Genomic DNA, 22,694 nt, shown 5'->3' with positions numbered 1-22,694 from the left:
TCTCATCCCGACACCGCCTCGATTCGACGCAAAATCAAGCGCGCGGGCTGGGATGATGCCTTCCTCCTCAGTATGCTTCGCCATATGCGATAGCCCTGCCCGCAGGCGGGGGAGGGAGCGCACCGTCTTCGTGATCACAGCCCGGCTCAATCGCATTGCTCTTAGTCCAGTGCACCTTGGGAGAAGAAATGCTTGCGGATGCGTTGCACGAGCTCGGTGAACACGGGATCGGCCATCACGTCGAGCGAGCGCGGACGCGGCAGCGGCACATCATAGATCGCGGCGATCGCACCGGGGCGCTCGGTCATGACCAGTACGCGGTCGGCGAGGAAGACGGCTTCCGGAATCGAATGCGTGATCAGCAGCACCGTTTTCCTGGTCTCGCGCTGGATCCGCATCAATTCGACATTCATGCGTTCGCGTGTCAGCGCATCGAGCGCGCCGAACGGCTCGTCCATCAGCATGATCTTGGGATCGTGCACCAGCGCTCGGCAGATCGAGGCGCGCTGCTGCATGCCGCCGGAGAGCTGCCATGGCAGCTTCTTCTCGAAGCCTTCGAGCCCGACCAGCTTCAACAGATCCTTGGCGCGAGCGAGATATTTATCCCGCGCCAGCCGCTTCATGTCGATCGGCAGCATGACATTGTTGAGGATGTTGCGCCAGGGCAGGAGCAACGCGTTCTGGAAGACGATGCCGACATTGCCGTGCGGCGTCGTCACCCTCTCGCCCTCGACCAGGATCTCGCCCGTGGTCGGCGGCAGCAATCCCGAGATCAGCTTGAGCAGCGTGGACTTGCCGCAGCCGCTTGGGCCCACCACGACGAAGAACTCGCCATCATTAATGTTGAAATCGAGCGGCCGCAGCGACGGCACATCGCCGTCGCGCGTCCGGTAGGTCTTGGACACGCCGGACAGTTTGATGCCCGACGCATCGCCGGCAGCCCGGTCACTCACCAGTCTCAGATGCGCGGCCGGCTGCAGGGTTGCGTTCATTGCTGTCGCAGGTTTCACGATCCGCTCTTCGGCAAATAGTCGTTGGTGTAAAACGCCTTCGGGTTCTCCTTGGCCTTGGCATCGAGGCCGCCATATTCGACGAGAAGATTGACGGTCTCGGTCATGTTCTGGTCGGTGACCTGGAATGGCCGCTTGCTCTTGGTGTCCGCGGTCCGGTAGAGCGGGATGGTCAGCTCGAAGCCCTGTGTCAGCGTATCGATCTTGCCGCCCTTGGGATTGGCATCGAGGATCGATTGCGCCGCGGCCTTCGGCTCCTTCTCGGCGGCCTCGATCGCCTTGGTAGTCGCCGACATGAAGCGGCGAACCAGATCGGCATTCGCCTTCACATAGTCAGTGTTGGCGATGATGCCTGATGAAACCATGTTGATGCCGTAGTCGGCGAACTTGATCGGATAGACGTCCTTGCCGGTGGCGTCCTTGATCTTCATCGACTGGTCCATGACGTAGCCGAGCAAGAGATCCGCCTGGCCGTTGATGACGGCGTTGAGCTTGGTCTGGCCGTCGCCGGCAACGGTTTTGAAGTCGCTCTCCTTCAGGCCGGTCTTCTTCAGGAACAGCGGCCAGATCTGGGTCATGGAATCGGCCGGCGTGATCGCCACCGTCTTGCCCTTGATGTCTTCGGGCTTCTTGATGTTCTTGTCGACGAAGCCCATGGCGGACATCGGGCTGGTCTGGAGCAGCACGCCGGTCGCAACCACCGGCGCGCCCTTGATCGCGGCGCGCATCATGGTGGGAACGTCGACATAGCCGAAATCGGCGGTCTTCGCCGCGACGGCCTGCGTGGTCGCAGCCGAGCCGCGGCCTTCCTGGATCTCGAGGTCGATGCCTTCGGCCGCATAGATGCCCTTGGCCTTGCCGTAATAGAACGGCGCGTGCTCGCCATAGACGTACCAGTTCAGCATCAGCACGACCTTATCGGCCGCCTGTGCCGGCAGTGCCGCGAACACCATCAGCGCTGCCGAGACGCCCCCTATCCACCGCTTCATCGTTACTCTCCCATGTCGTTGTTGCGTCGGCCGTTGGTGGCCGTTCGTTGCTTCACTTCAGAGCCGAAAATTACTTAAGAGGCGAAAAGCACGTCCTCACGCTGGCTGACGTGCCAGGGGATGACCAGCTTCTCGATCCGGTCCACGATCCAGAACAGGACCACACCGAGTAGTGCCAGGATCACAAGGGCAGCGAACATCGTCGGCAGGTCGAAGGTGCCGATCGAGCGCTGCATGACGTAGCCGATGCCGGAATTGGAGCCGACAAACTCGCCGACGACGGCGCCGACCACGGCGAGCGTCACCGAGACTTTGAGACCGGAGAAGATCGCGGGCAGCGCATGCGGCAGGTTCACCGCACGGAACACCTGGAAGCGGCTGCCCTGCATAGCGCGGGCGAGATCGACCATATCAGGATCGACCGATTTAAAGCCCTGCACGGCCGAGACAACGACGGGGAAGAAGCCCAGCAGGAACGCCGAGATCACCTTCGGGATGATGCCGAAACCGAACCAGACCACAAACAGCGGCGCGATCGCAATCTTCGGCACGGATTGCGAGAACACCAACAGCGGATAGACGTAGCTCTCCACTGTCTTGGAGCCGGCAATCAGCATTGCGACGGGAATGCCGAACAGCGCCGACAGCACGAAGCCACACACGGTCGCATAGGTGGTCGGCCACGACTGGCGCAGCAGTTCCGGCCATTCGGTGCGCAGCACCGCCACGACGTCGGCGGGCGACGGGATCTGGTAGGCGGGAATTTTGAACAGCCGGATCGCCAGATCCCAGGCCACGACGATGAAGACCAGGAACAAAAACGGCCGAATCCAGGCCGCATTCAGCATCTTGGACACCGCACTCTGCGGCTTCAACTCAGCCACGTCTCACTCCCGGCAATCTTGTCGTGTTGGCGGAGAAATTAACCCGTTGGATAAATACTGTCCAGAGCTTTCCCTGTGACGTTTTGCGCCAGGTTCCGGTCGCTGAATGTGAAGGGGGTCGTGTGAAGGGCCGCGTGGAGGGACTGCGGCGAAATCTCGGTGTAGTGGGCGATGACAGCCAAGATTGGAAAAGCAAAAGAATCCCAGTCGAGCGGCGCCGACGGCCACTAAACCGTTTGCGCCACCGCGGTGGGCGACTTTGGCGGCTTCGCGATCTCGAACAGCGCCACGGACTGACCCGTCAGCGCAGCCAGCACGAGTCCAACCATGTGCGCCAGCCGTTCGTCCTTGGCCTTCTTGTCCAACAGATCGCGGCCGAAGATCACGCTGAGCGTCGCCGAATTCGAGAGATAGAAGAAGCAGAGTCCCGCGATCGAGATGTAGAGCTGCACCGGATCGACCGCAACCTGGAAGTCGCCGCTGTCGACGCCGCGGCGCACCACGGTGCGGATCATCTCGACGAAGGGCGAGTGCATCGACTTGACCTTGGTCGAGCGCTTCAGGTGCTTTGCGCGCGCGAGATTCTCGGTCTGGAGCAGCGACAGGAATTCGGGATTGCGCAGGAAGTAATTCCAGGTGAATTCGATCAGCCGCCGGATCGCCTCGGGCGGGTCGAGATGCTCGAGATCGAGCCCGCGCTCCTCGCTGCGGATTTTGTCATAGGCACCTTCAAGCACGGCGAGATAGAGCTCGTCCTTGTTGCCGACATGGTAGTAGAGCATACGCTTGTTGGCGCCAGCCTTGGCGGCGATGCGGTCGACGCGCGCGCCGGCGAGCCCGTGGGCCGCAAACTCCTGCTTGGCGGCCTCGAGAATACGCAGCCGCATCCCCTCGGGATCGCGCTGCCATTTCAGAGTTCGCTTTGCCTTCGCCAAACCGGTTGCTCGCTGGGTGGTCTCAGATCAGCGTGTACCACGAGGAAGTCGTCATTGCGAGGCGCCCTTGCGACGAAGCAATCAGACGGCCGCCGCGGAGGGCTTCTGCATTTCTTCGCTTCGCTCGGAGGAAAGACGTCCCTCAATCCACCGGCTTCGGCGAACGCTCCAGCAGCACGGTCTGGATGCCGCAGGTGCCGTTCCGCACCGTCATCACCCGCGTGCCCGGCTTGCGGCCGTTGCGGACCTCGGAAACGTCGAGACCGGCAGCGATCAGGCGGGCGCGGGTGGCGTCGATGTCGGCCACCCGCCAGCTGAGGCCCCAGAGCCGGTCATGCGCGGCATCGCCGCCCGCCACCGGGCGGCGCACCACCTCGACGATGAGATCGCCGCAGCGGAAGAACATCAGCTGGCCCCAATCCTGATGGGAGCGGTCGAGCGCCAGATCGAGCCCGAGCCGCGCGCCATAAAGTGCGGCGGCGCGCTCGGAATCCTCGGTGGTGATCACGACGTGATCAAGCGCCTCGATCGGCGCGACGTCGGTCGCAACGGATCTGGGGCGCTCGTCGGCGAGCTCGAGGAAGAACATGCGCACGCCGCGCGTGAGCTCCGTAGCGGCACGCGTGCGCTTCCACTGCAGCACGGCATCGGATGCGGCATCGCTGCTTTGGACCTCCGCGACCGGCTCCGGCCTCAAGGCCACGCGTTCCAGGCGGCGGTGCGTCTTGCTCATGTCTGCGACGCGAAAGCACAGGCTGGCGAGCACGCCCTCCTGATCGTCGAGCAGCGCGCGCATGCGGTCGGCGGCGACACTGAAGCCGCTCGGCGCCATCAATTCGGTCGTCATGTTGTCCAAAGTGAACAGGACCCGGTCGGCGCCCTCGCCGGAGTTCTGCCAGGCCGGCGCGCGGGCGAGCAGCGTCTGATAGGCCGCTTTTGCCGCAGCGATATCCCTGACCAGGACGACGACGTGATCGAGCCCGATGATCATCTTCCCCCCTTTTATCGACTCGTAATTGACCCGGAACCCCTGGGCCGAAAGACGGCGTTTGTCCGGGCTTGGCATCGGCCTGTCATGGTCGTATTCCGGCACCATGCTGACCTCAAGCGCTCCGGGCGGCAGATTTGCGAATAATTTCAGCGTCCCTCCGGAGCGGAACCGGTGCTAGAGTAAACGCGCCGGCCGGACCACAAGCGCATCACGGACAAGCAATGCAGGCTCTCTTCATCGGACAGACCTATATCGACGTCGTCTTCATCACCGACCACCTGCCGACCGGCGACGAGAAGCACGTAGCTTCGGATTACGCGGTTTCGTTCGGCGGCAACGCGGTGACGGCGGCGTTCTGCTGCGCCAAGCTCGGCATCGTGCCCGATCTGATCGCAACAGTCGCCAATGACTGGCTGGGGCGCATGTTCCAGGACATGTGCGCGAAATACGCAATCTCGCTGCACGGGCGGAAGGTGAACCAGTCCTCGCTCTCCTTCATCATGCCCAAGGACGGCAAGCGTGCCATCGTCCGCTGCCGCGACGACGAGCACATCCATCCGTTCCCGATGCTCAATCTCGGCGGCTGCCGCGCGCTGCATGTCGACGGCCATCAGCCGGACGCCGCGATCCACTATGCAAAAGTCTGCCGCGAGGCCGGCATCCTGACCTCGCTCGACGGCGGCGGCCTGCGCACCAACACGCATGAGCTGCTGGAATATATCGACGTCGCCATCGTCGCCGAGCGGCTGTGCGAGCAGATGGACCTGACGCCGGAGAAGATGCTCGATTACCTCAAGAGCCGCGGCTGCAAGATCGGCGGCGTCACCATGGGCGAGAAGGGCCTTTTCTGGTACGACGAGACCGGGACGGTGCAGGTGATGCCGGCGATGCCGATCCCGCGCGAGCGCGTGATCGACACCAACGGCGCCGGCGACGTCTTCCACGGCGCCTATGTCTATTCCTACCTCGCCCATCCCGGCAAAAGCTGGCGCGAGCATTTTGATTTCGCCCGCGCCGCCTCGACCTTCAAGATCCAGCGCCTCGGCAACGAGGCCGGCCTGCCGACGCTGGTCGACATCGCCAAGGTCAGGCACGAATTCGAGGTCAGGGTCTAGCGCTCGCAAAAGGTGTGTCATGGGTCGCGTCTTCGTCGCCGGCAGCATCAACATGGATGTGGTGGCAACAGCCGACCGCCATCCACGCGTCGGCGAGACCGTTGCTGGCAAGCAGGTGCTGTATTTTCCAGGTGGCAAGGGCGCGAACCAGGCGGTCGCCGCGTCGCGGCTTGGCGCCAGGACCACGCTGATCGGGCGGCTGGGGAAGGATTCGTTTGGGACCGAGCTGAAGGTTTTCCTTCGCAGTCAGGGCATCGATCTCGGCTACGTGCAGCAGACGGCTGACGCGCACACCGGCACGGCCATCATCACGGTGGCGGAGGCTGACAATACCATCGTCGTCATCCCCGGCGCCAATGCATTGGTCGACGCTGATGACGTCAGCGTTGTGCCGCTGCTGGAGGGCGACGTCGCGGTCAGCCAGTTCGAAATTCCGCTGCCGGCGATTGCCGCGTTCTTCCAGCGGGCACGCGCCGCCGTAGCCACGACGCTGCTCAACCCGGCGCCGGCGCAAAGCATGCCTGGCGAGCTGCTCGCGCTGGTCGACATCCTCGTGCTGAACGAGACCGAGCTCGGCTTGCTCGCCGGCACCGAGCTCTCCGACGGCGACGAGGCCGCGCGGATCATCGACGTCGCGCGACAACTTCAGGCGCGGCGGGACCAGACCATCTGCGTCACGCTCGGCAGGCGCGGCGTGCTCGCGCTGGCGGGGCGCGAGGAGATTTCGGTGCAGGGGCGCACGGTGAAGGCGGTCGACACCACCGGCGCCGGCGATTGCTTCGTCGGCGCGCTCGCGGCGCAACTGGCTGACGGCGCGACACTGCGCGGCGCGCTCACGTTTGCCAACGCCGCCGCTTCGATCAGCGTGCAGCGGATGGGCGCGGGGCCGTCGATGCCGACGGCAAAGGAAGTGGCTGCCGTGATCGACGCAAGCTGATCACGCCAGTGCGCTCTTCAGGTCGAAACTCTGGTCCGCGGCCTGCTCCGGTGAGATCGAGCGGTGCATAGCCTGCAATCGGCGCCCGAACATGTGGTCGCCGGCGCGGTTGATCGACTCGATGCCCAGCAGCGTCTCGCCCTTGTAGCAGAACGCCGAAAACGCCTTGCTCGCGGGGTTGCCGCGCAGCACGACGCGATCGTAACCGGTGGTGAGGCCGGTGATCTGGAGCTTGTCCTCGCCCTGGTCGCTCCAGAACCAGGGATGGCTGTCATAGGGCTTGCTGTCGCCGGTCAGCCGCGCCGCGAGGCAGCGGGCGTGATCGGTGGCGTTCTGCACCGATTCCAGCCGCAGCGAACCGCCGAAGCGCGGGCTTGCGAACAGCGCGCAGTCGCCGATCGCCGAAATATCGGGATCAGCCGTCGCAAGATATTCGTCGACAACGATGCCGGCGGCAACGGGAAGCCCCGCTTCAGCCGCAAGCTCGATGTTCGGCAGCACACCGACACCGACCACGACGAGATCGGCGGGCAGATGCCGTCCGTCGCTCAAGGAGACGCCGGTGACCTTGCCGCCCTCGGCTTCGATGGAAGTGGCCTGCACGCCGAGATGGATGCGGATGCCGGCCCCGCGGTGCCGCGCCTGAAAATATTCGGAGACCTCGGCCGTCACCGCGCGCGCCATCACGCGCGGGGCGAGCTCGAGCACGTCGACCTCGAGGCCCTTGATCCGCGCGGTGGACGCGAATTCGAGGCCGATGAAGCCGGCGCCGATGACCACGACGCGTGTCTTCGACGGGATGACCTGGCGCAGTGCCTCGCTGTCGTCGAGGATACGCAAGTATTTCACGTCGGGCAGATTGGCGTTGGGCAGGTCGAGCAGGCGGTTGCGCGCGCCCGTGGCCAGCACGAGGTGACCGTAAGGCAGCGTCTCGCCCGAGGCCAGATGCAGCTTGCGGCCAGCGCGGTCGATCGAGACGGCGCGGCCGGCGATCAGCTCGATCTTCTGGTCCTGGTAAAACTTCTCCGGCCGGAACATCAGGCTCTCCGGCCCGGCCGAGCCCTTGATGTAGGCTTTTGACAGCGGCGGCCGCTGATAGGGCAGATGCGCCTCGTCATTGATCAGGCAGATGCGCTGCGAAAAGCCCGCCTGGCGCAGCGATGCCGCGACCTGGTAGCCGCCATGGCCGGCCCCGACGATGATCACCGGACCATCCGTCATTGGACAGCCCACTTCCGCAAGACACGAGCGTGACCCATGTCGTCTCCTCTCTCGCTGATTTTGGTTTGCTGGCCTGACGAGGAGCCGGCGCTCGTGTCCGTCCCTTGGCGAAGGCGGGCCCATTTGAGCCTATCGTTCCGCCCAGCGCAAGAGCGGCGGGCGGGGATTGTCACCCCTCGCCTTCTGCGATTTAGTTGCAGCAACGAACCTCTTGCCGGGGATTTTCTCAGATGCCAGCTCCCATCTCCCAGCCCGATGATCCCGCCCTGCTGCGGATCGAGGGCCCGATCGCGACCATCACGCTTAACCGCCCTGCCGCATTCAACTCTATCAACCTGGCGATCGCGCAGAAGCTCGAGCAGCTCGCGGCCTATATCGAAGGCGCGGACGACATCAAGGTCGTTGTCCTCGAAGGCGAAGGCCGCGCCTTCTCGGCCGGCGGCGATCTTCAGACGATCGGGGCAGCCGCCGAAGCAGGCACGGTGACGCCCGTGGTCGGCGAGCTCTTGAAGCACTATCATGCCTTTATCGAGATCATCCGCCGCATGCCAAAGATCTCGCTGTCCAGCGTCCACGGCTCCGCCGCCGGCGCGGGCATGGGGCTCGCCTTCGTCACCGATCTCTGCATTGCCGCCGACGACGCCAAGTTCACGCCGGCCTATGCCAAGATCGGCGTGTCGCCGGACGGCGGCTCCACGGTCGGCATCGTCGGCACGGTCGGCTCCCGCCGCGCGCTACAAATCTTCCTGTCCGAGGATAATTTTACCGCGCAGCAGGCTTACGAGTGGGGCCTGGTTGCCAGGATCGTTCCCGCCGCTGATCTGAAAGCAGCCACGCAAAAACTCGCCGAGCGTCTCGCGCAAAACCCGCCGGCGGCGATCACCGGCACCAAATCGCTCGTCTACCAGGCCGCGACCACGCCGGTGAAGCAGCAGTTGGATGCCGAGGAGCACAAGATCATCATGGCGATGAACACGGCGGAGTTCCGCGCCGCCGTGAAGAAGTTCACCAGCAAGGGCAAGTAGCTGCCTTAGGCCTGGTCCCTCACTCCTTCTCGGTCCTTGGTCCAGTCCTCTGCATGAAATCGAAGTCGCAGCCCTCGTCGGCCTGCATGATGGTCTCGTTGAACAACCAAGCGTAGCCGCGCCGGGCCTCCTCTGGCGCTGCGGCCGGCTTCAACGCGGCGCGGCGCCGCTCGAGTTCGGCCGCATCGACCAACAGCTCAATGCTGCGCTTGGCCACATCGAGGCGGATCATGTCGCCGTTCTGCACCAGCGCGAGTGGCCCGCCGACAGAAGATTCCGGCGTGATGTGCAGCACGATGGTGCCGAACGCGGTGCCGCTCATGCGTGCGTCCGAAATGCGCACCATGTCCTTGGTGCCGTTCCGCGCGAGCTTCTTCGGAATCGGCAAATAGCCCGCCTCGGGCATGCCCGGCGCGCCCTTCGGGCCGGCATTACGCAGCACCAGCACGTCGTCGGCCGTGACGTCGAGATCGGGATCGTCGACCCGCAGGGTCATGTCCTCGACGGATTCGAACACCACCGCGCGCCCGGTGTGCTGCAACAGCTTTGGACTGGCGGCCGATTGCTTGATGACCGCACCGCGCGGCGCGAGATTGCCGTGCAGGACGGCAAGACCGCCCTCCTTCTTGATCGGATTGTCGCGCGAACGAATCGCGTCCTGGCCCGGCACGTGCTCCGCATTCGCCACGACCTCGCGTAGCGTCTGGCCGCTGATCGTCCCGGCATCGAGATCGACGAGATCACCGAGTTGCGCCAGCAGTTTCGGCACGCCACCGGCGTGATGGAAATGCTCCATGTAATGTTCGCCGGACGGCTTGAGATCGACCAGCACCGGCACCTCGCGGCCGATCTGGTCGAACACTCCGAGATCGAGCCGGTACGGCGATCGGTGCGCCATCGCGGTCAGATGGATCAGGCCGTTGGTCGAGCCGCCAATCGCTTGAAGCACGACCTGCGCGTTCCTGAACGAGGCCGGCGTCAGCAACTCGCTCGGCTTCGGCCTCTTCGTCTTTGCCATCTCGGCGGCGACTTTGCCGCTGGCCTCCGCAAGACGGAAACGCTCGGCGTGCGGCGCCGGGATTGTCGCGCTCATCGGCAGCGACAGGCCCATGGCTTCGATCATGCAGGCCATGGTCGAGGCCGTGCCCATCACCATGCAGGTGCCGACGGACGGCGCGAGACGGCCGTTCACGGCTTCGATCTCGGCATCGTCCATGTCGCCGGCGCGGTATTTTGCCCACAACCTGCGGCAATCGGTGCAGGCGCCCAGCACTTCCCCCTTGTGATGGCCGACCACCATGGGCCCGACCGGAATGACCACCGTCGGCAGATCGGCGCTGATCGCCGCCATCACCTGCGCAGGAAGAGTCTTGTCGCAGCCGCCGATCACGATCACCGCATCCATTGGCTGGGCGCGGATCATCTCCTCGGTGTCCATCGCCATGAGATTGCGCAAGTACATCGAGGTCGGATGGGCAAAGCTCTCGGCGATCGAGATGGTCGGGAATACGAACGGCATCGCGCCGGACAGCATCACGCCGCGCTTGGCGGCTTCGATAATCTGCGGGACGTTGCCGTGGCAGGGATTGTAGTCGCTATAGGTGTTGGTGATGCCGACGATCGGGCGCTCCAGCGCATCGTCGGAATAGCCCATGGCCTTGATGAACGCCTTGCGCAGGAACAGCGAGAAGCCGGCATCGCCGTAGCTCGTCAAACCCTTGCGCAGGCCACTCGTCATCATGCCACTCCTTCCGAGTTGCCACCGTGGTACAGCCTCGCCCAGGATTGTCAATAAGATTGGCCAATATTGTCGCACTTTCTGGCTTTTGGCGGCTCTTGCGGCACAAATTATTGACAATCCAAGCCCCTCCTGCTCCACAGGACCAACCGGCCGACCGCCGGGAGGCTAAGGGCATGTCCGACATTCGCACTGCTGAAGCAATGCCGGTCCGGCGCGACGATCCGGACGACGTCGTCGCGCGCCTGGAAGAGGACATCATCTTCGGCCTCCTCGCACCGGGCGCGCGCCTTACCGAGGACGCGCTGATGTCGCGCTACGGCACCTCGCGGCACTTCGTGCGCCAAGCGCTGCTGGATGCGGAGCGGCGCGGCATCATCCGCCGTGAGAAGAATGTCGGCGCCACCGTACGGTTCTACTCGGCCGAGGAAGTCCATCAGATCTACGAGGTGCGGGAGATGCTGACGCGGCAGGCTGCGCTGATGATCCCCCTGCCCGCGCCGCAAGGCCTGATCGACGAACTCTCCGCGCTGCAACGGCAATACTGCGCAAGGGCCGACGCGCAGGATCTGCGCGGCATTCACGAGGCCAACGACGCCTTCCACCTTGCGCTGTTCTCGGCCTGCGGCAATCCCTATCTGGTGCGCTCGCTCCAGGACTACATGAACCTGACGCTGCCGATGCGCGCGAAGAACCTCGCCGATCGCGAGGGTCTCGCACAATCGCGGCGCCAGCACGAGCTGATGATCGAGCTGCTCAAGGGCCGCGACAGTTGGGCGCTGGCGCAACTCTGCGTGGATCACATGCAGGTCAGCAAGAAAGATTACCTCAAGCGCATCGCCGATGATGGGGCCGGACTCTAGGTGAGCAAGTACCTGCCACGAACGACCCGTATACGTCCAAGAAGGAACGCCGCTAGCCGGGGCGCGTTGGAACGCTCGAGCGGGATTCATTCGCGCGCGTAGCCGGGTGACGATCGATCGGAACATGTCAGCCCAAGGGAGGGCTGGCTACCGCACAGGTTTGAACATGAGGGTCTGCGGAGCGATGCGGGCCGGTTTGTTCTTCGCATTGATTGCGGCGGCCTGGCTCGGCGGACAGGTCCAGGAGTCCTTCGCACAACGGCAACCTTTCGCCTCTCCGAGTGAATCCGGGAAAGCGTCTCCGCCAAAAGAAAGCGCCCCCAGGAAAGAAACGAGACGACCTGCGGACCCATTTACGGTGGGCTTCGTAACCGGTACGCCGCAATGCACTGAATTCGCAATAGCTCAGGACATTGCGACCACACTGGCGAGTGGCCAGGAGACGGGTCCGCATGGCGAAGTCGCTTTGCGGGTCCTGCCAATCGTGGGAAACGGCGGCACCCGCAGCATCCTCGACGTGCTCACTCTGGCAGGTGCCGACGTGGCGATCGCACCTGTTATCCTGGTCGACCGGCTCCGGGAGGCAAAGACGTTCGGAGACATCTCCGATAAGCTTGCCTACATTGCCTCGCTCCATGTCGAAGAGTTCCATCTCCTCGCACGGCCGGAGATCGCAAGCCTGACGGATCTTGCGGGGAAGAGGGTCAATCTTGGCGAGGACGGCAGTGCCGGTGCCGTGCTTGGCCGCGAGGTGCTGAACCGTCTGGGCGTCAAGATCAGCGAATCCAGCCTGGGGCCGGACGCCGCGCTGGAGGGGATGCGGAAGGGAGACATCTCGGCCGCCCTACTGGTCTCAGGAAAACCAGTCAGCTTCCTCGCACGTGCCGGGCAGGCCAAGGGCATTCACTTCCTGCCCATCCCCTATTCCAACGAACTGCTGCAGCAAAACTACCTGCCATCGACGCTTCGCCACGAGGATTACCCAGATATCATCGGGGTCAATGCAGCTGTGGACACGATCGCGATCAAATCCGCTCTCTTCGCCTACAACTGGCCGCCTCGCAGCGAACGGTTTCGGCTGCTGGAATTGTTCGTCCAAACACTGTTCACGCGGTTTCCTGAATTTCTCGGCGACGCACATCACCCCAAATGGCGCGAGGTGAACCTGGCCGCGCTGCTCCCGGGATGGCAACGATTCCGACCGGCAGAGCGCTGGCTCCAGCAGCAATCCGGCGGCGAGGCCGCGCTTCGCAAGGCGTTCGGCCGGTTCCTTGAGGGAAAGCCAACCGCCAATCCGCCAGACCGCGAAGAATTGTTCCGGGACTTCCTGCGCTGGCGAGAACGCAATCCGGATAAGTGAGCAAAATTTGGCAGGCAAATTTCGGGAGGTGTCGATGCGCAACGCGCTTGTGAGCACAGCCTTGGCTGCGTTGCTCGCCTTGATCGCCGACGTGAGGCATCCTGCAGCGCAATTTGCTCCCTTCTTTCCGCCAGCGCCGCAGACGTTCGCACCGACCACCGCGCCGCCGGCCGACACGACCGAGCAAACCAGGACAGCCCCTCACCGAAGCAGCAAGGCGGATAGGAAGCACGAGGAGAAGCACGAAGTCGTTCGTCGGCCGCCAAATCAGCGGAAGGTCGCCGAAAGAAACGGATACAAGCGGGTCAGCGATCTCGTGAACTTCCCGAAGTTCTTTCCGGGCCTCGGCATCATCTTCGTCAAGCCCGACACTTTACCGCTGGGGCCGTTCCTGTGCTTCGATCGCAGGGATCGCTTGGTGGCGACCGTGTACATGGTCCCGAACAAGGACATCGAAGATCACAAGTCATTGGACGGGGCGGGGTCCGCGGCACCGGTTGATCATGTCAGCCTCTACTTCAACGCGGGTCACCCCGGCGTGGATGTGCCGCACTACCATGTGGTGCTCTGGCATGTGACCAAGAAACAGGAGGCGCGGGTTGCAAAATGACGTGCGCCAGCTCATGCGATCACACGGGCTCCGCCTTGTTCGAGCACGTCACGAACGATTTGCGCGCGGCGCTCGCGGACATGCGTTGATCGGCTACAATTGCCCGCCTTGAGCGCAGCCGGGCGCTTGGTCCGACTGCAGCAAATGTCAGGCATGGGAAACCCGTTTAGCGCTTATTCCAGTCGATGATCCGGCTCGCGTCGCCGTCAAACTCGTTGCTGCAGAAGGCGCCGCCTTGATAGTGATCACCGATCGGATCCGGCTTGAGCTTGGCCTGCTCGGCCATTGCGTGCGCCACATGATCCTCAGAGCGCCCGGTGGGCCGATAGCCGAACTCGTAGGCGCGGTGGTTGTCCCACCAGGCGCGCTCGTTCAGGGACACGCCGTAGAAGATCTCGAAATGGATGTCGGGATGCTCGAGCCCGATCTGGCAGAGTTGCACGAGGTCGTCGGGCTTGAGCCAGATCGCGAGCCGGCGATGGTCGAGCGGCATGTCACCGAAATTGCCGATGCGCAGGCAAGTCACCTTCAGCCCGTGCTTGTCGGCGTAGAGCGCGCCGACGGCCTCGCCGAACACCTTGCTGACGCCATAGCGGCCGTCGGGGCGCGGGGTGACGTCGGTGCCGATCTTGTGGTGGCGCGGATAGAAGCCTACGGCATGGTTCGACGAGGCAAACACCACACGCTTGACGCCCTTGCGGTACGCGGCCTCGAACAGATTGTAGCAACCGATGATGTTGGCCTGGAGGATGTCGTCCCAGGGGCCTTCGACCGAATAGCCGCCGAAATGGATGATGCCGTCGATGCCATCGCAGATCGCCTCGACCTGCGAAATGTCGGAGAGGTCGGCGGCCTTGAACTGCTCGTTCGGGCCGAGATCGGCAGGCTTGCGAATGTCACTGAGCAGCAGGTCCGGGTAGATCGGCGGCAGCAATTTCCGCAGCCGCGTACCAATCCCGCCCGAAGCTCCCGTCATCAAAATGCGCGGCATGTCGTTCCTCGTATGTAGCGACCGATTTGCGGCCGTAGATATCTGATGCTAGCAGACTTGCACAGAGGGAACGCAACAACGAGACCTGCACATGAACGATGCATCGTCCCACACGCAAGGCTGGCGGCCGGCGACCTATTACCCCGATCCGGCAATACGTGCACTCGATCCCCGCTTCGAAAAATACTGGCTAAAACTTTCGGCGGTGGAGCGGCTGGCGACCGGCCTGCGCTGGGCCGAGGGGCCGGTGTGGTTCGGCGACGGGCGCTACCTCTTGTGCAGCGACATCCCGAACCAGCGTATCATCAAATGGGAGGAGGAAACCGGCACCGTCAGCGTGTTCCGGAAACCCTCGAATTTCGCCAATGGCAACACCAGGGATCGCCAGGGCCGGCTCGTCACCTGCGAGCATGGCGGCCGCCGTGTAACCCGCACCGAATATGACGGCACCATCACCGTGCTGATGGATTCGTTCAATGGCAAGCGGCTGAACTCGCCGAACGACATCGTGGTGAAGTCCGACGGCTCGATCTGGTTCACCGATCCGACCTTCGGCCTGCTCGGCAATTACGAGGGCTACAAGGCCGAGCCCGAGATCGAACCGAACGTCTACCGGCTCGATCCTGCGACCGGCAAGGCGACCATCGTCGCAGAAGGCGTGCTCGGACCGAACGGGCTGTGCTTCTCGCCTGACGAGAAGATTCTGTACGTCGTGGAATCGCGTGGGCAACCGAACCGAAAGATCCTCGCCTATGACGTCGCGGCGGACGGCACCACGATCGCCAATAAGCGCGTCCACATCGATGCAGGTCCCGGCACGCCGGACGGCATGCGCTGCGACATCGACGGCAATCTCTGGTGCGGTTGGGGCATGGGCGATCCCGAGCTCGACGGCGTGGTCGTGTTCGCGCCCGACGGCGTCATGATCGGCCGCATCGCGCTGCCCGAGCGCTGCGCCAATCTCTGCTTTGGCGGCGTCAAGCGCAACCGCCTGTTCATGGCGGCGAGCCAGTCGATCTACGCGCTGTTTGTGAACACGCAGGGCGCGGTGGGGGGATAGGTCCTACTCTCTCCTCCGTCGTTGCGAGGAGCACTTGCGACGAAGCAAATCCAGACTTTCTCCGTGGAGGGACTCTGGATTGCTTCGCTTCGCTCGCAATGACTAAAAAAAGCCGGAGCGGTTTCCCGCTCCGGCGTCAAATTTGGTTCAGACGATAAAGCTTACGCCGCGTTGAAGCCGGCGACGGCCTTCACTTCGAGGAAGTCTTCCAGGCCGTACTTGCCCCACTCGCGGCCGTTGCCGGACTGCTTGTAGCCGCCGAACGGCGCGGTGCGGTCGTTGGGCACGCCCTGAAGGTTGACGTTGCCGGCGCGGATCTGACGCGCCACCCGCTTGGCGTCCTCGACAGTCGCGCCCGAGACGTAGCCGGCAAGACCATATGGCGTGTCGTTGGCGATCTTCACCGCATCGGCCTCGTCCTTGGCGCCGATGATGGTCAGCACCGGTCCGAAGATTTCCTCACGGGCGATCGTCATGTCGCTGGTGACGTCGGCGAAGATGGTCGGGCGGACATAAAAGCCCTTGTTGACGCCTTCGGGCAGGCCCGGGCCGCCGGCAACGAGCGTCGCGCCCTCGTCGATGCCCTTCTTGATCAGCGCCTGGATCTTGTCCCACTGGCCGCGGTTGACGACCGGGCCGATGGTGGTGCCTTCGGCGCGGGGATCGCCCGCCTTGGTCTTGTCGGCGACGGCCTTCGCGATCGCGGCGACTTCCTTCATCTTCGACAGCGGCACGATCATGCGCGAGGGCGCGTTGCAGGACTGGCCGGAGTTGTTGAACATATGCATCACGCCGCCGGTCACCGCCTTCTGCAGGTCGGCGCCTTCGAGGATGACGTTCGGCGACTTGCCGCCGAGCTCCTGGCTGACGCGCTTGACGGTCGGAGCTGCGCGTTTCGCCACGTCGATGCCGGCGCGGGTCGAGCCGGTGAACGAGATCATGTCGATATCGGGGTGCTCGCTCATGGCGGCGCCGACCTCGGGGCCGAGGCCGTTGATGAGATTGAACACACCCTTCGGCACGCCCGCTTCATGCAGGATCTCCGCGAAGATCAGCGCCGAGGTCGGTGTGAACTCCGACGGCTTCAGGATCATGGTGCAGCCGGCGGCGAGCGCAGGCGCAACCTTGCAGGCGATCTGGTTCAGCGGCCAGTTCCAGGGCGTGATCATGCCGACGACGCCGATCGGCTCGCGCAGCACCATGGCGGTGCCGACCGGCTCCTCGAAATGGTAGTTCTTGAGCACGTCGAGCGTGGTCATGAGATGGCCGAGGCCGGCGCCGGCCTGGAGCTTCTCTGCCATCGGCAGCGGTGCCCCCATCTCGTCGGAGACGGCGGCGCCGATCTCCTTGAGGCGGCCCTTGTAGATCTCAATGATTTTCGTGAGCAGCGCGACGCGCTCCTCGCGGCTGGTCTGGGAGAACGTTGCAAAGGCGCGCTTGGCGGCGGCAACGGCCTTGTCGACGTCGGCCTTGGAGCCCAGCGCAACCTCGTACATCGCCTCTTCCGTCGCCGGATTGACCACGGCGGTGGATTTCTTGACGGCGGGATCGACCCAGGCGCCGTCGATGTAGAATTGCATGCGATTGACCATCGTTAACCTCTTCTTGGGGGCTTGGAGGGGGCGTTTCGGCAGGCATCCTTGCACGAAAGCGCCGGCAATTGAACCCGCCATATGCGGGACCAGCGTTGCGGCGGACTGAGGTATATGAGCCGGCGGTGGGAACGTGGCAAGGTTCTCTCGATCGTCATTCCGGGGCGGCTCGAAGAGCCGAACCCGGAATCTCGAGATTCCGGGTTCGATGCTGCGCATCGCCCCGGAATGACGACGTCGTTACCTCACTACACCGCCATCTTCCGGTGCAGCACCGGCGCGCCGGTGGTGAGGCTTTCGGCCGCATCGATGATGGCGTTGGCATCGATGCCGTGGTGGCGGTAGAGCTCGGCGATCGTGCCGGTCTGACCGAACTGATCGACGCCGAGTGCCTCGACGCGGTGGCCGCGGACGCTGCCGAGCCAGCCGAGCGCGGCGGGATGGCCGTCGATCACGGTCACGATGCCGCAGTCGCGCGGCAACGGCGCCAGCAGTTTCTCGATGTGGCTGAGATGCTGCACGCCGCGGCGGTCGCGCCGCAATCTTCGCGCGGCGGTCCAGCCAGCGTGGAGACGGTCGGCCGAGGTGATCGCGAGCAGGCCTACGTCGCGGCGGCTCTCGCCGATGAAGCCGGTCGCCTCGATCGCTTCCGGCGCGACTGCGCCGGTATAGGCGATCACGACTTCGGCATTCGGCCCCGGCTTGCGCAGCCAATAGGCGCCATCGGTGATGCCCTGCCTCAGCTCCGGAGTCATGATGCGCTGCGCCTGCTCGATGCTGCGCGTCGACAGCCGCAAATAGACCGAGCCGCCCTCGCCGGCCTCGCGCTGCATGTGCTCGAAGCCGAAAGCCATGATGACCGCGAGCTCGTCGACGAAGGCCGGCTCGAATGAGGCGAGCCCATCCTGCGCCATGCCGATCAACGGCGTTGCGATCGACTGGTGCGCGCCGCCTTCAGGCGCGAGCGTGATGCCCGATGGCGTTGCCGCCACCATGAAGCGCGCATCCTGATAGCAGGCATAATTCAGCGCATCGAGCCCGCGCTCGATGAAAGGATCGTAGAGCGTGCCGACCGGCAGCAGCCGCTCGCCGTTGATCTGATGCGACAGGCCGAGCGCCGAGAGCATGATGAACAGGTTCATCTCGGCGATGCCGAGCTCGAGATGCTGCCCCTTCGGGGAAGCATCCCAATTATAGGTCGAAGGAATTTTCTCGCTGCGGAATAAGTCCGCCTTCTCGGCCCGCGCGAACAGGCCGCGGCGATTGACCCAGGGGCCGAGATTGGTCGAGACGGTCACGTCGGGCGAGGTCGTGACGATGCGCTTCGCGAGCTCGCTGTCGCTGCGCGCGATCTCGTTCAGCACGAGACCAAAGCCCTGCTGCGTCGACATCTGCGGCGACGGCTTGAACGCGAGCTGCTGAGGCACCTCGACCGCGGGCGCGTTCAAGCGACGGCCATCCTGGTTGAACGGCACCCGCGCCAGAAAAGCTTCGAGTTCGGCCGGGTCTTGCGCGAGCCCCTCGAACTTGTCCCATTCATGCCCGGGCCGGATGTTCTGGCTGTCGCGAAACTTCTCCATCTGCGCGATCGTCATCAGCCCCGCGTGGTTGTCCTTGTGACCCTGGAACGGCAGGCCGACGCCCTTGATGGTGTAGGCGATGAAGCAGACCGGGTGATCGTGGTCGATGGACTCGAACGCCTCCAGCATGCTCGCCATGTCGTGGCCGCCGAGATTCGACATCAGCGCCAAGAGCTCGTCGTCGCTGCGCTTGTCGATCAGCTTGGTGATCGGGCCCTGGTCGCCGATCTCATCGTGCAGATGCTTGCGGAACGCCGCGCCGCCCTGAAAACACAGCGCCGCATAAAGCGCGTTCGGACAATTGTCGATCCAGCGCTTCAACGCCTCGCCACCCGGCTCGGCAAAGGCCTCGCGCATCAGCCGGCCATATTTGACGATCACCACGTCCCAGCCGAAATTGCGGAACATTGTCTCGAACTTTTCCCAGAGCCCTTCGCGCACGACGGCATCGAGCGACTGCCTGTTATAGTCGACCACCCACCAGGTGTTGCGCAGGCCGTGCTTCCAGCCTTCTGCAAGGGCTTCGAAGATGTTGCCCTCGTCCATCTCGGCATCGCCGACCAGCGCAATCATCCGCCCTTCGCTGCGATCCTTCATCCAGCCATGCGCCTTGACGTAATCCTGCACCAGCGAGGCGAACAGCGTCTGCGCGACGCCGAGGCCGACCGAGCCGGTGGAGAAATCGACGTCGTCGACATCCTTGGTGCGTGAGGGATAGGACTGCGCGCCCTTGAAGCCGCGAAAATTCTCCAGCTTCTCGCGGGTCTGCCGTCCGAACAGATATTGGATGGCATGGAACACCGGGCTCGCATGCGGCTTCACTGCAACGCGATCCTCGGGTCTCAGAACGCTAAAATAAAGGGCCGACATGATGGTGGCGAGCGAGGCGGATGAGGCCTGGTGGCCGCCGACCTTGAGGCCGTCCGCGCTCGGGCGGATGTGGTTGGCGTGGTGGATGGTCCAGGACGAGAGCCACAGCGCCTTGCGGCTAAGGGCGGTCAGGATGTCGAGGCGGGCGGAATCAACGGGCATGGCAATGCTCCCGGAAACAGGTCGGGCCGATGATACGCCGGCCGGCCGCGCCAGACTTCTCAATTTTTCGCGCCATACCCGCTTGTCTTGGGATACTTTACCAACGGAAGGCCAAATACACAGGGTTGATCCCAATGCCCGAGCTCGACACCATCGATCGGAAAATCCTCGCGCTGCTCCAGACCGACAGCCGCATGACCATGCAGGAGCTTGCCGACAAGGTCGGGCTCTCGGTCTCGCCCTGCCACCGCCGCGTCAAGCTTCTGGAGGAACGCGGCGTCATCTCGCGCTACGTTGCGACCGTCGACCAGAAGGCGCTGGGGCTACACGTCAGCGTCTTCATCTCGATCAAGCTGGCGCGGCAGAAGGAGGAAGACCTCAACCGCTTCGCCCGCGCGATCTCGAAATGGGACGAGGTGCTGGAATGCTATCTGATGACCGGCAATCGCGATTATCTGCTGCGCGTGGTGGCCGCCGACCTCGCCTCCTACGAGACGTTCCTGAAGACCAAGCTGACCCGGCTCGACGGCATCGCTTCGATCGAATCGAGCTTTGCGCTGAGCCAGGTGAAGTATTCGATCGCGCTGCCGGTGTAGGATTCACCGCCACGGCTGCACGATGATCTTGGTGTGCGCCTCGGGATTGGCGAGATCGGCGAACGCTTTTGCGACGCCGTCAATACCGACCTCAGCGGTCACCATCGCCGCCGCATCCACCTGCCCTTCCGCGATGAGACGCAGCGACGCTGCGAACTCGTCCGGGGTGTAGCCGAGCACGTACTGGACGTTGAGCTCCTTCATGATGCCAGCATCGGCTCGCTTTTGTCGGTTTCCATGCAGACGCCGACCACGACAACGCGCGCATCGCGCGGCGCGCCTTCGAACACCTGCTGTAACAGGCCGGGCACGCCGACACATTCGAAAATGATCGCAGGCTTCAGCGCCGGCAGCATGGCCTGGAATGGCGGTCGCGCTGCCTTCTCGGCCTCCGACATCTGGGCGTGCTCGGCCCAGGTCGCATAAGGCTGCGACACCCGGGGATCGACGACGATATCGGCGCCAAGCCTGGCCGCAAGCGCGCATCGCGCCGGCGAATAGTCGGCGGCGACGATCGGATTCAGCCCCTTGAGCTTGAGCGCAGCGATCACCGCAAGCCCGACCGGGCCGCAGCCGATCACCAGCGGCACCTCGCCACCACGGATATTGGCTTTTGCGACGGCGTGAACGCCGACGGCGAGCGGCTCGGTCAGCGCGGCATGTTCCGGCGCAAGGCCGTTGGGCACTTCGAGCAGCAGCGGCTCGCTCAGCAGCATCGCCTCGGCATAGCCGCCGATATTGTCGTTGGAATAGCCGATGCCTTCAATGCCCTGCGGCGTCACCAGGGCCGGCAGCGAGCAGACCCGCGTCCCCGGCCTAAGCTTGCGTTCGGTGCCCGGTCCGTAATCGACGATCTCGCAGCAGAACTCATGACCGAACACGACGTCGCGGCTGAGGTCCATCGGCTTGCGGCCGGTCTTCCGCGCCATCTCCACCATGCGGTGGGCGTGCTGGCGTGCGTGCAGATCGGACCCGCAAATGCCGCAGGCGAGCGTCTTGACCAGAACCTGGCCGGGACCCGGCGTCGGCTCCGCCATCCGGTCGACGACGATCTCACCGTTCCTGAAAATCGCAGCGCGCATCCGGCTCCTCCCGTGGTGTTGGAGCCGTTGATAGCACGAGGCGCGACACGCGATCTTGTGTCAGGGGTTCGGGGAGCGCTCTTCCAGCACCAGAAGCTGGGCGCGGCGCACCCGCTCGCGATGGGCGATGTAGAGGCCGCTCGCGACGATGAAGGCCGCGCCGACGATGGTCCAGAGGTCAGGCACCTCACCGAAGATGAAGAAGCCCAGAATGCTGACCCAGAGCAGCTGGGTGTAGGAGAACGGCGCCAGCACCGAGGCATCGCCATAGCGATAGGCCAGCACGATGATCCATTGGCCGACGGTAGAGGCAACTCCGATCACGATGCCAAGCCCGATCGCGGTCCAGCTCGGCGTGACCCAGACGAACGGCACCATCACGGAAAGGATCGCAACGCCCGTCAGCGCCGAATAAGCCATGGTGGTGAGAACCGCCTCGCGACCGCTCATCATGCGCGTCAGGATCAGCGCGGCAGCCCAGCAGAACGCCGAGATGATCGGGAAGAACGCCGCGGCATGAAATGCGCTGGAGCCCGGGCGCAGGATGATCATCACGCCGGTCAGGCCGATCGCCGTGGCGATCCAGCGGCGCAGTCCGACCTTCTCGCTCAGGAAGATGATCGATAGCGCGGTGACGAACAGCGGCGAGACGAAGCCGGTGGCGGAGGCTTCCGCAATGGGGAGGAAGCGGAGACCGGTGATGAAGAACAGGGAGGAGCCGAGCAGCGCGGCGCCGCGCATCAATTGCAAGCCAAGGCGCTCGGTGCGCATCGCATGCAGCGGCGAGCCCGGCAGCATCACCGGCGTGAACATCAGCGCGAAGGTGACGAAGCGGATCCAGGTGATCTCGATCGACGGCAGGCTGGTCGAGAGATATTTCGCGGTGGCGTCGGATGTGCCGAGAAACACCGTCGACAGCAACACCAGCGCAATGCCTTTGAAGGGATGATCGACGCGCGCGGGCGCGCGGCGAACTTCCTGCTTCTTCTCCGGCACGGGCATGGGAATATTGTCGAGCCTTGCGGCTGCGGCGGGCGGCGGTGTCACGGCTGGAACCCGGGAAAATGCGAATCGAGAACGCTC

General features: G+C 63.9%; 21 protein-coding genes. 8 read left to right on the top strand and 13 right to left on the bottom strand.

All coding sequences use genetic code 11. The annotated features are described in order from the left end of the window. Positions 1–161: 161 nt before the first annotated feature. From IVA87_RS28365 to IVA87_RS28345, 5 genes are all read right to left on the bottom strand, one after another. Entirely contained in the window at positions 162–992 is an 831-nt protein-coding gene (locus IVA87_RS28365) for an ABC transporter ATP-binding protein (RefSeq protein WP_247302968.1), read from the bottom strand. A 14-nt stretch (positions 993–1,006) separates the two neighbouring features. Further along, on the bottom strand, positions 1,007–1,999 hold the full coding sequence (locus IVA87_RS28360) for an ABC transporter substrate-binding protein (protein WP_247336176.1): 993 nt from the start codon (positions 1,997–1,999) through the stop codon (positions 1,007–1,009). Between the two features lie 74 nt (positions 2,000–2,073). Then, a complete protein-coding gene (locus tag IVA87_RS28355) occupies positions 2,074–2,883 on the bottom strand; it encodes an ABC transporter permease (protein ID WP_247302972.1) in 810 nt (269 codons plus the stop codon). A 227-nt stretch (positions 2,884–3,110) separates the two neighbouring features. Continuing rightward, positions 3,111–3,818 carry a TetR/AcrR family transcriptional regulator gene (locus tag IVA87_RS28350; protein WP_247302974.1) on the bottom strand — a complete coding sequence of 236 codons (708 nt, stop codon included), beginning with the start codon at positions 3,816–3,818 and terminating at the stop codon, positions 3,111–3,113. 142 nt (positions 3,819–3,960) lie between these two features. Further along, on the bottom strand, positions 3,961–4,809 hold the full coding sequence (locus IVA87_RS28345) for a VOC family protein (RefSeq protein ID WP_247302976.1): 849 nt from the start codon (positions 4,807–4,809) through the stop codon (positions 3,961–3,963). A gap of 221 nt (positions 4,810–5,030) precedes the next feature. On the opposite strand from IVA87_RS28345, the gene IVA87_RS28340 reads away from it, so the two are divergent. After that, positions 5,031–5,924, top strand: a complete 894-nt coding sequence (locus IVA87_RS28340; protein WP_247302977.1) for a sugar kinase — start codon at positions 5,031–5,033, stop codon at positions 5,922–5,924. 19 nt (positions 5,925–5,943) lie between these two features. Continuing rightward, positions 5,944–6,861 carry a ribokinase gene (gene rbsK / locus IVA87_RS28335; protein WP_247302979.1) on the top strand — a complete coding sequence of 306 codons (918 nt, stop codon included), beginning with the start codon at positions 5,944–5,946 and terminating at the stop codon, positions 6,859–6,861. On the opposite strand, the gene IVA87_RS28330 is transcribed toward rbsK, so the two are convergent. Continuing rightward, the gene (locus IVA87_RS28330) at positions 6,862–8,082 is read right to left on the bottom strand and encodes an FAD-dependent oxidoreductase (RefSeq protein ID WP_247302981.1); all 1,221 of its coding nucleotides are present in this window, start codon (positions 8,080–8,082) and stop codon (positions 6,862–6,864) included. A gap of 230 nt (positions 8,083–8,312) precedes the next feature. On the opposite strand from IVA87_RS28330, the gene IVA87_RS28325 reads away from it, so the two are divergent. Continuing rightward, positions 8,313–9,107: an enoyl-CoA hydratase/isomerase family protein gene (locus tag IVA87_RS28325; protein ID WP_247302983.1), complete on the top strand. Its 795-nt coding sequence runs from the start codon at positions 8,313–8,315 to the stop codon at positions 9,105–9,107. A gap of 19 nt (positions 9,108–9,126) precedes the next feature. Here the strand turns inward: IVA87_RS28325 and IVA87_RS28320 are convergent, their stop codons facing one another. Further along, the gene (locus tag IVA87_RS28320) at positions 9,127–10,845 is read right to left on the bottom strand and encodes an IlvD/Edd family dehydratase (RefSeq protein ID WP_247302985.1); all 1,719 of its coding nucleotides are present in this window, start codon (positions 10,843–10,845) and stop codon (positions 9,127–9,129) included. A gap of 176 nt (positions 10,846–11,021) precedes the next feature. Here IVA87_RS28320 and IVA87_RS28315 point away from each other — a divergent pair, with 176 nt between their 5' ends. From IVA87_RS28315 to IVA87_RS28305, 3 genes are all read left to right on the top strand, one after another. After that, positions 11,022–11,708, top strand: coding sequence for a GntR family transcriptional regulator (locus IVA87_RS28315; RefSeq protein ID WP_247302987.1), 687 nt, complete (start codon positions 11,022–11,024; stop codon positions 11,706–11,708). Positions 11,709–12,066: 358 nt separating this feature from the next. Continuing rightward, complete coding sequence (locus tag IVA87_RS28310; RefSeq protein ID WP_247302989.1) at positions 12,067–13,068, top strand: TAXI family TRAP transporter solute-binding subunit; 1,002 nt, start codon at positions 12,067–12,069, stop codon at positions 13,066–13,068. 34 nt (positions 13,069–13,102) lie between these two features. After that, complete coding sequence (locus IVA87_RS28305) at positions 13,103–13,678, top strand: hypothetical protein (RefSeq protein ID WP_247336173.1); 576 nt, start codon at positions 13,103–13,105, stop codon at positions 13,676–13,678. A 166-nt stretch (positions 13,679–13,844) separates the two neighbouring features. Here IVA87_RS28305 and IVA87_RS28300 read toward each other — a convergent pair whose 3' ends face one another. Next, entirely contained in the window at positions 13,845–14,669 is an 825-nt protein-coding gene (locus IVA87_RS28300; RefSeq protein ID WP_247302995.1) for an NAD(P)-dependent oxidoreductase, read from the bottom strand. 91 nt (positions 14,670–14,760) lie between these two features. On the opposite strand from IVA87_RS28300, the gene IVA87_RS28295 reads away from it, so the two are divergent. Beyond that, on the top strand, positions 14,761–15,729 hold the full coding sequence (locus tag IVA87_RS28295) for an SMP-30/gluconolactonase/LRE family protein (RefSeq protein WP_247302997.1): 969 nt from the start codon (positions 14,761–14,763) through the stop codon (positions 15,727–15,729). 161 nt (positions 15,730–15,890) lie between these two features. Here the strand turns inward: IVA87_RS28295 and IVA87_RS28290 are convergent, their stop codons facing one another. Continuing rightward, on the bottom strand, positions 15,891–17,321 hold the full coding sequence (locus tag IVA87_RS28290; protein WP_247302999.1) for an aldehyde dehydrogenase family protein: 1,431 nt from the start codon (positions 17,319–17,321) through the stop codon (positions 15,891–15,893). A gap of 248 nt (positions 17,322–17,569) precedes the next feature. Continuing rightward, on the bottom strand, positions 17,570–19,933 hold the full coding sequence (locus IVA87_RS28285; protein ID WP_247336170.1) for a transketolase: 2,364 nt from the start codon (positions 19,931–19,933) through the stop codon (positions 17,570–17,572). 134 nt (positions 19,934–20,067) lie between these two features. On the opposite strand from IVA87_RS28285, the gene IVA87_RS28280 reads away from it, so the two are divergent. Further along, positions 20,068–20,529, top strand: a complete 462-nt coding sequence (locus IVA87_RS28280) for an Lrp/AsnC family transcriptional regulator (protein ID WP_247279301.1) — start codon at positions 20,068–20,070, stop codon at positions 20,527–20,529. Between the two features lie 3 nt (positions 20,530–20,532). On the opposite strand, the gene IVA87_RS28275 is transcribed toward IVA87_RS28280, so the two are convergent. The 3 genes from IVA87_RS28275 to IVA87_RS28265 are packed head-to-tail and all read right to left on the bottom strand — an operon-like array spanning position 20,533 to position 22,613. Next, positions 20,533–20,733, bottom strand: a complete 201-nt coding sequence (locus tag IVA87_RS28275) for a hypothetical protein (protein WP_247336167.1) — start codon at positions 20,731–20,733, stop codon at positions 20,533–20,535. Further along, positions 20,730–21,611 carry a zinc-binding dehydrogenase gene (locus IVA87_RS28270; protein WP_247336164.1) on the bottom strand — a complete coding sequence of 294 codons (882 nt, stop codon included), beginning with the start codon at positions 21,609–21,611 and terminating at the stop codon, positions 20,730–20,732. The genes IVA87_RS28275 and IVA87_RS28270 overlap by 4 nt, the downstream gene beginning before the upstream one ends. 60 nt (positions 21,612–21,671) lie before the next feature. Then, entirely contained in the window at positions 21,672–22,613 is a 942-nt protein-coding gene (locus tag IVA87_RS28265; RefSeq protein WP_247303391.1) for a DMT family transporter, read from the bottom strand. Between the last annotated feature and the right edge of the window lie 81 nt (positions 22,614–22,694).

This window comes from Bradyrhizobium sp. 147, from assembly GCF_023073935.1.
GTDB lineage: Bacteria > Pseudomonadota > Alphaproteobacteria > Rhizobiales > Xanthobacteraceae > Bradyrhizobium.
Note: the sequence above shows the minus strand (reverse complement) of the source record. Positions and strands in the feature narration are given on the sequence as shown.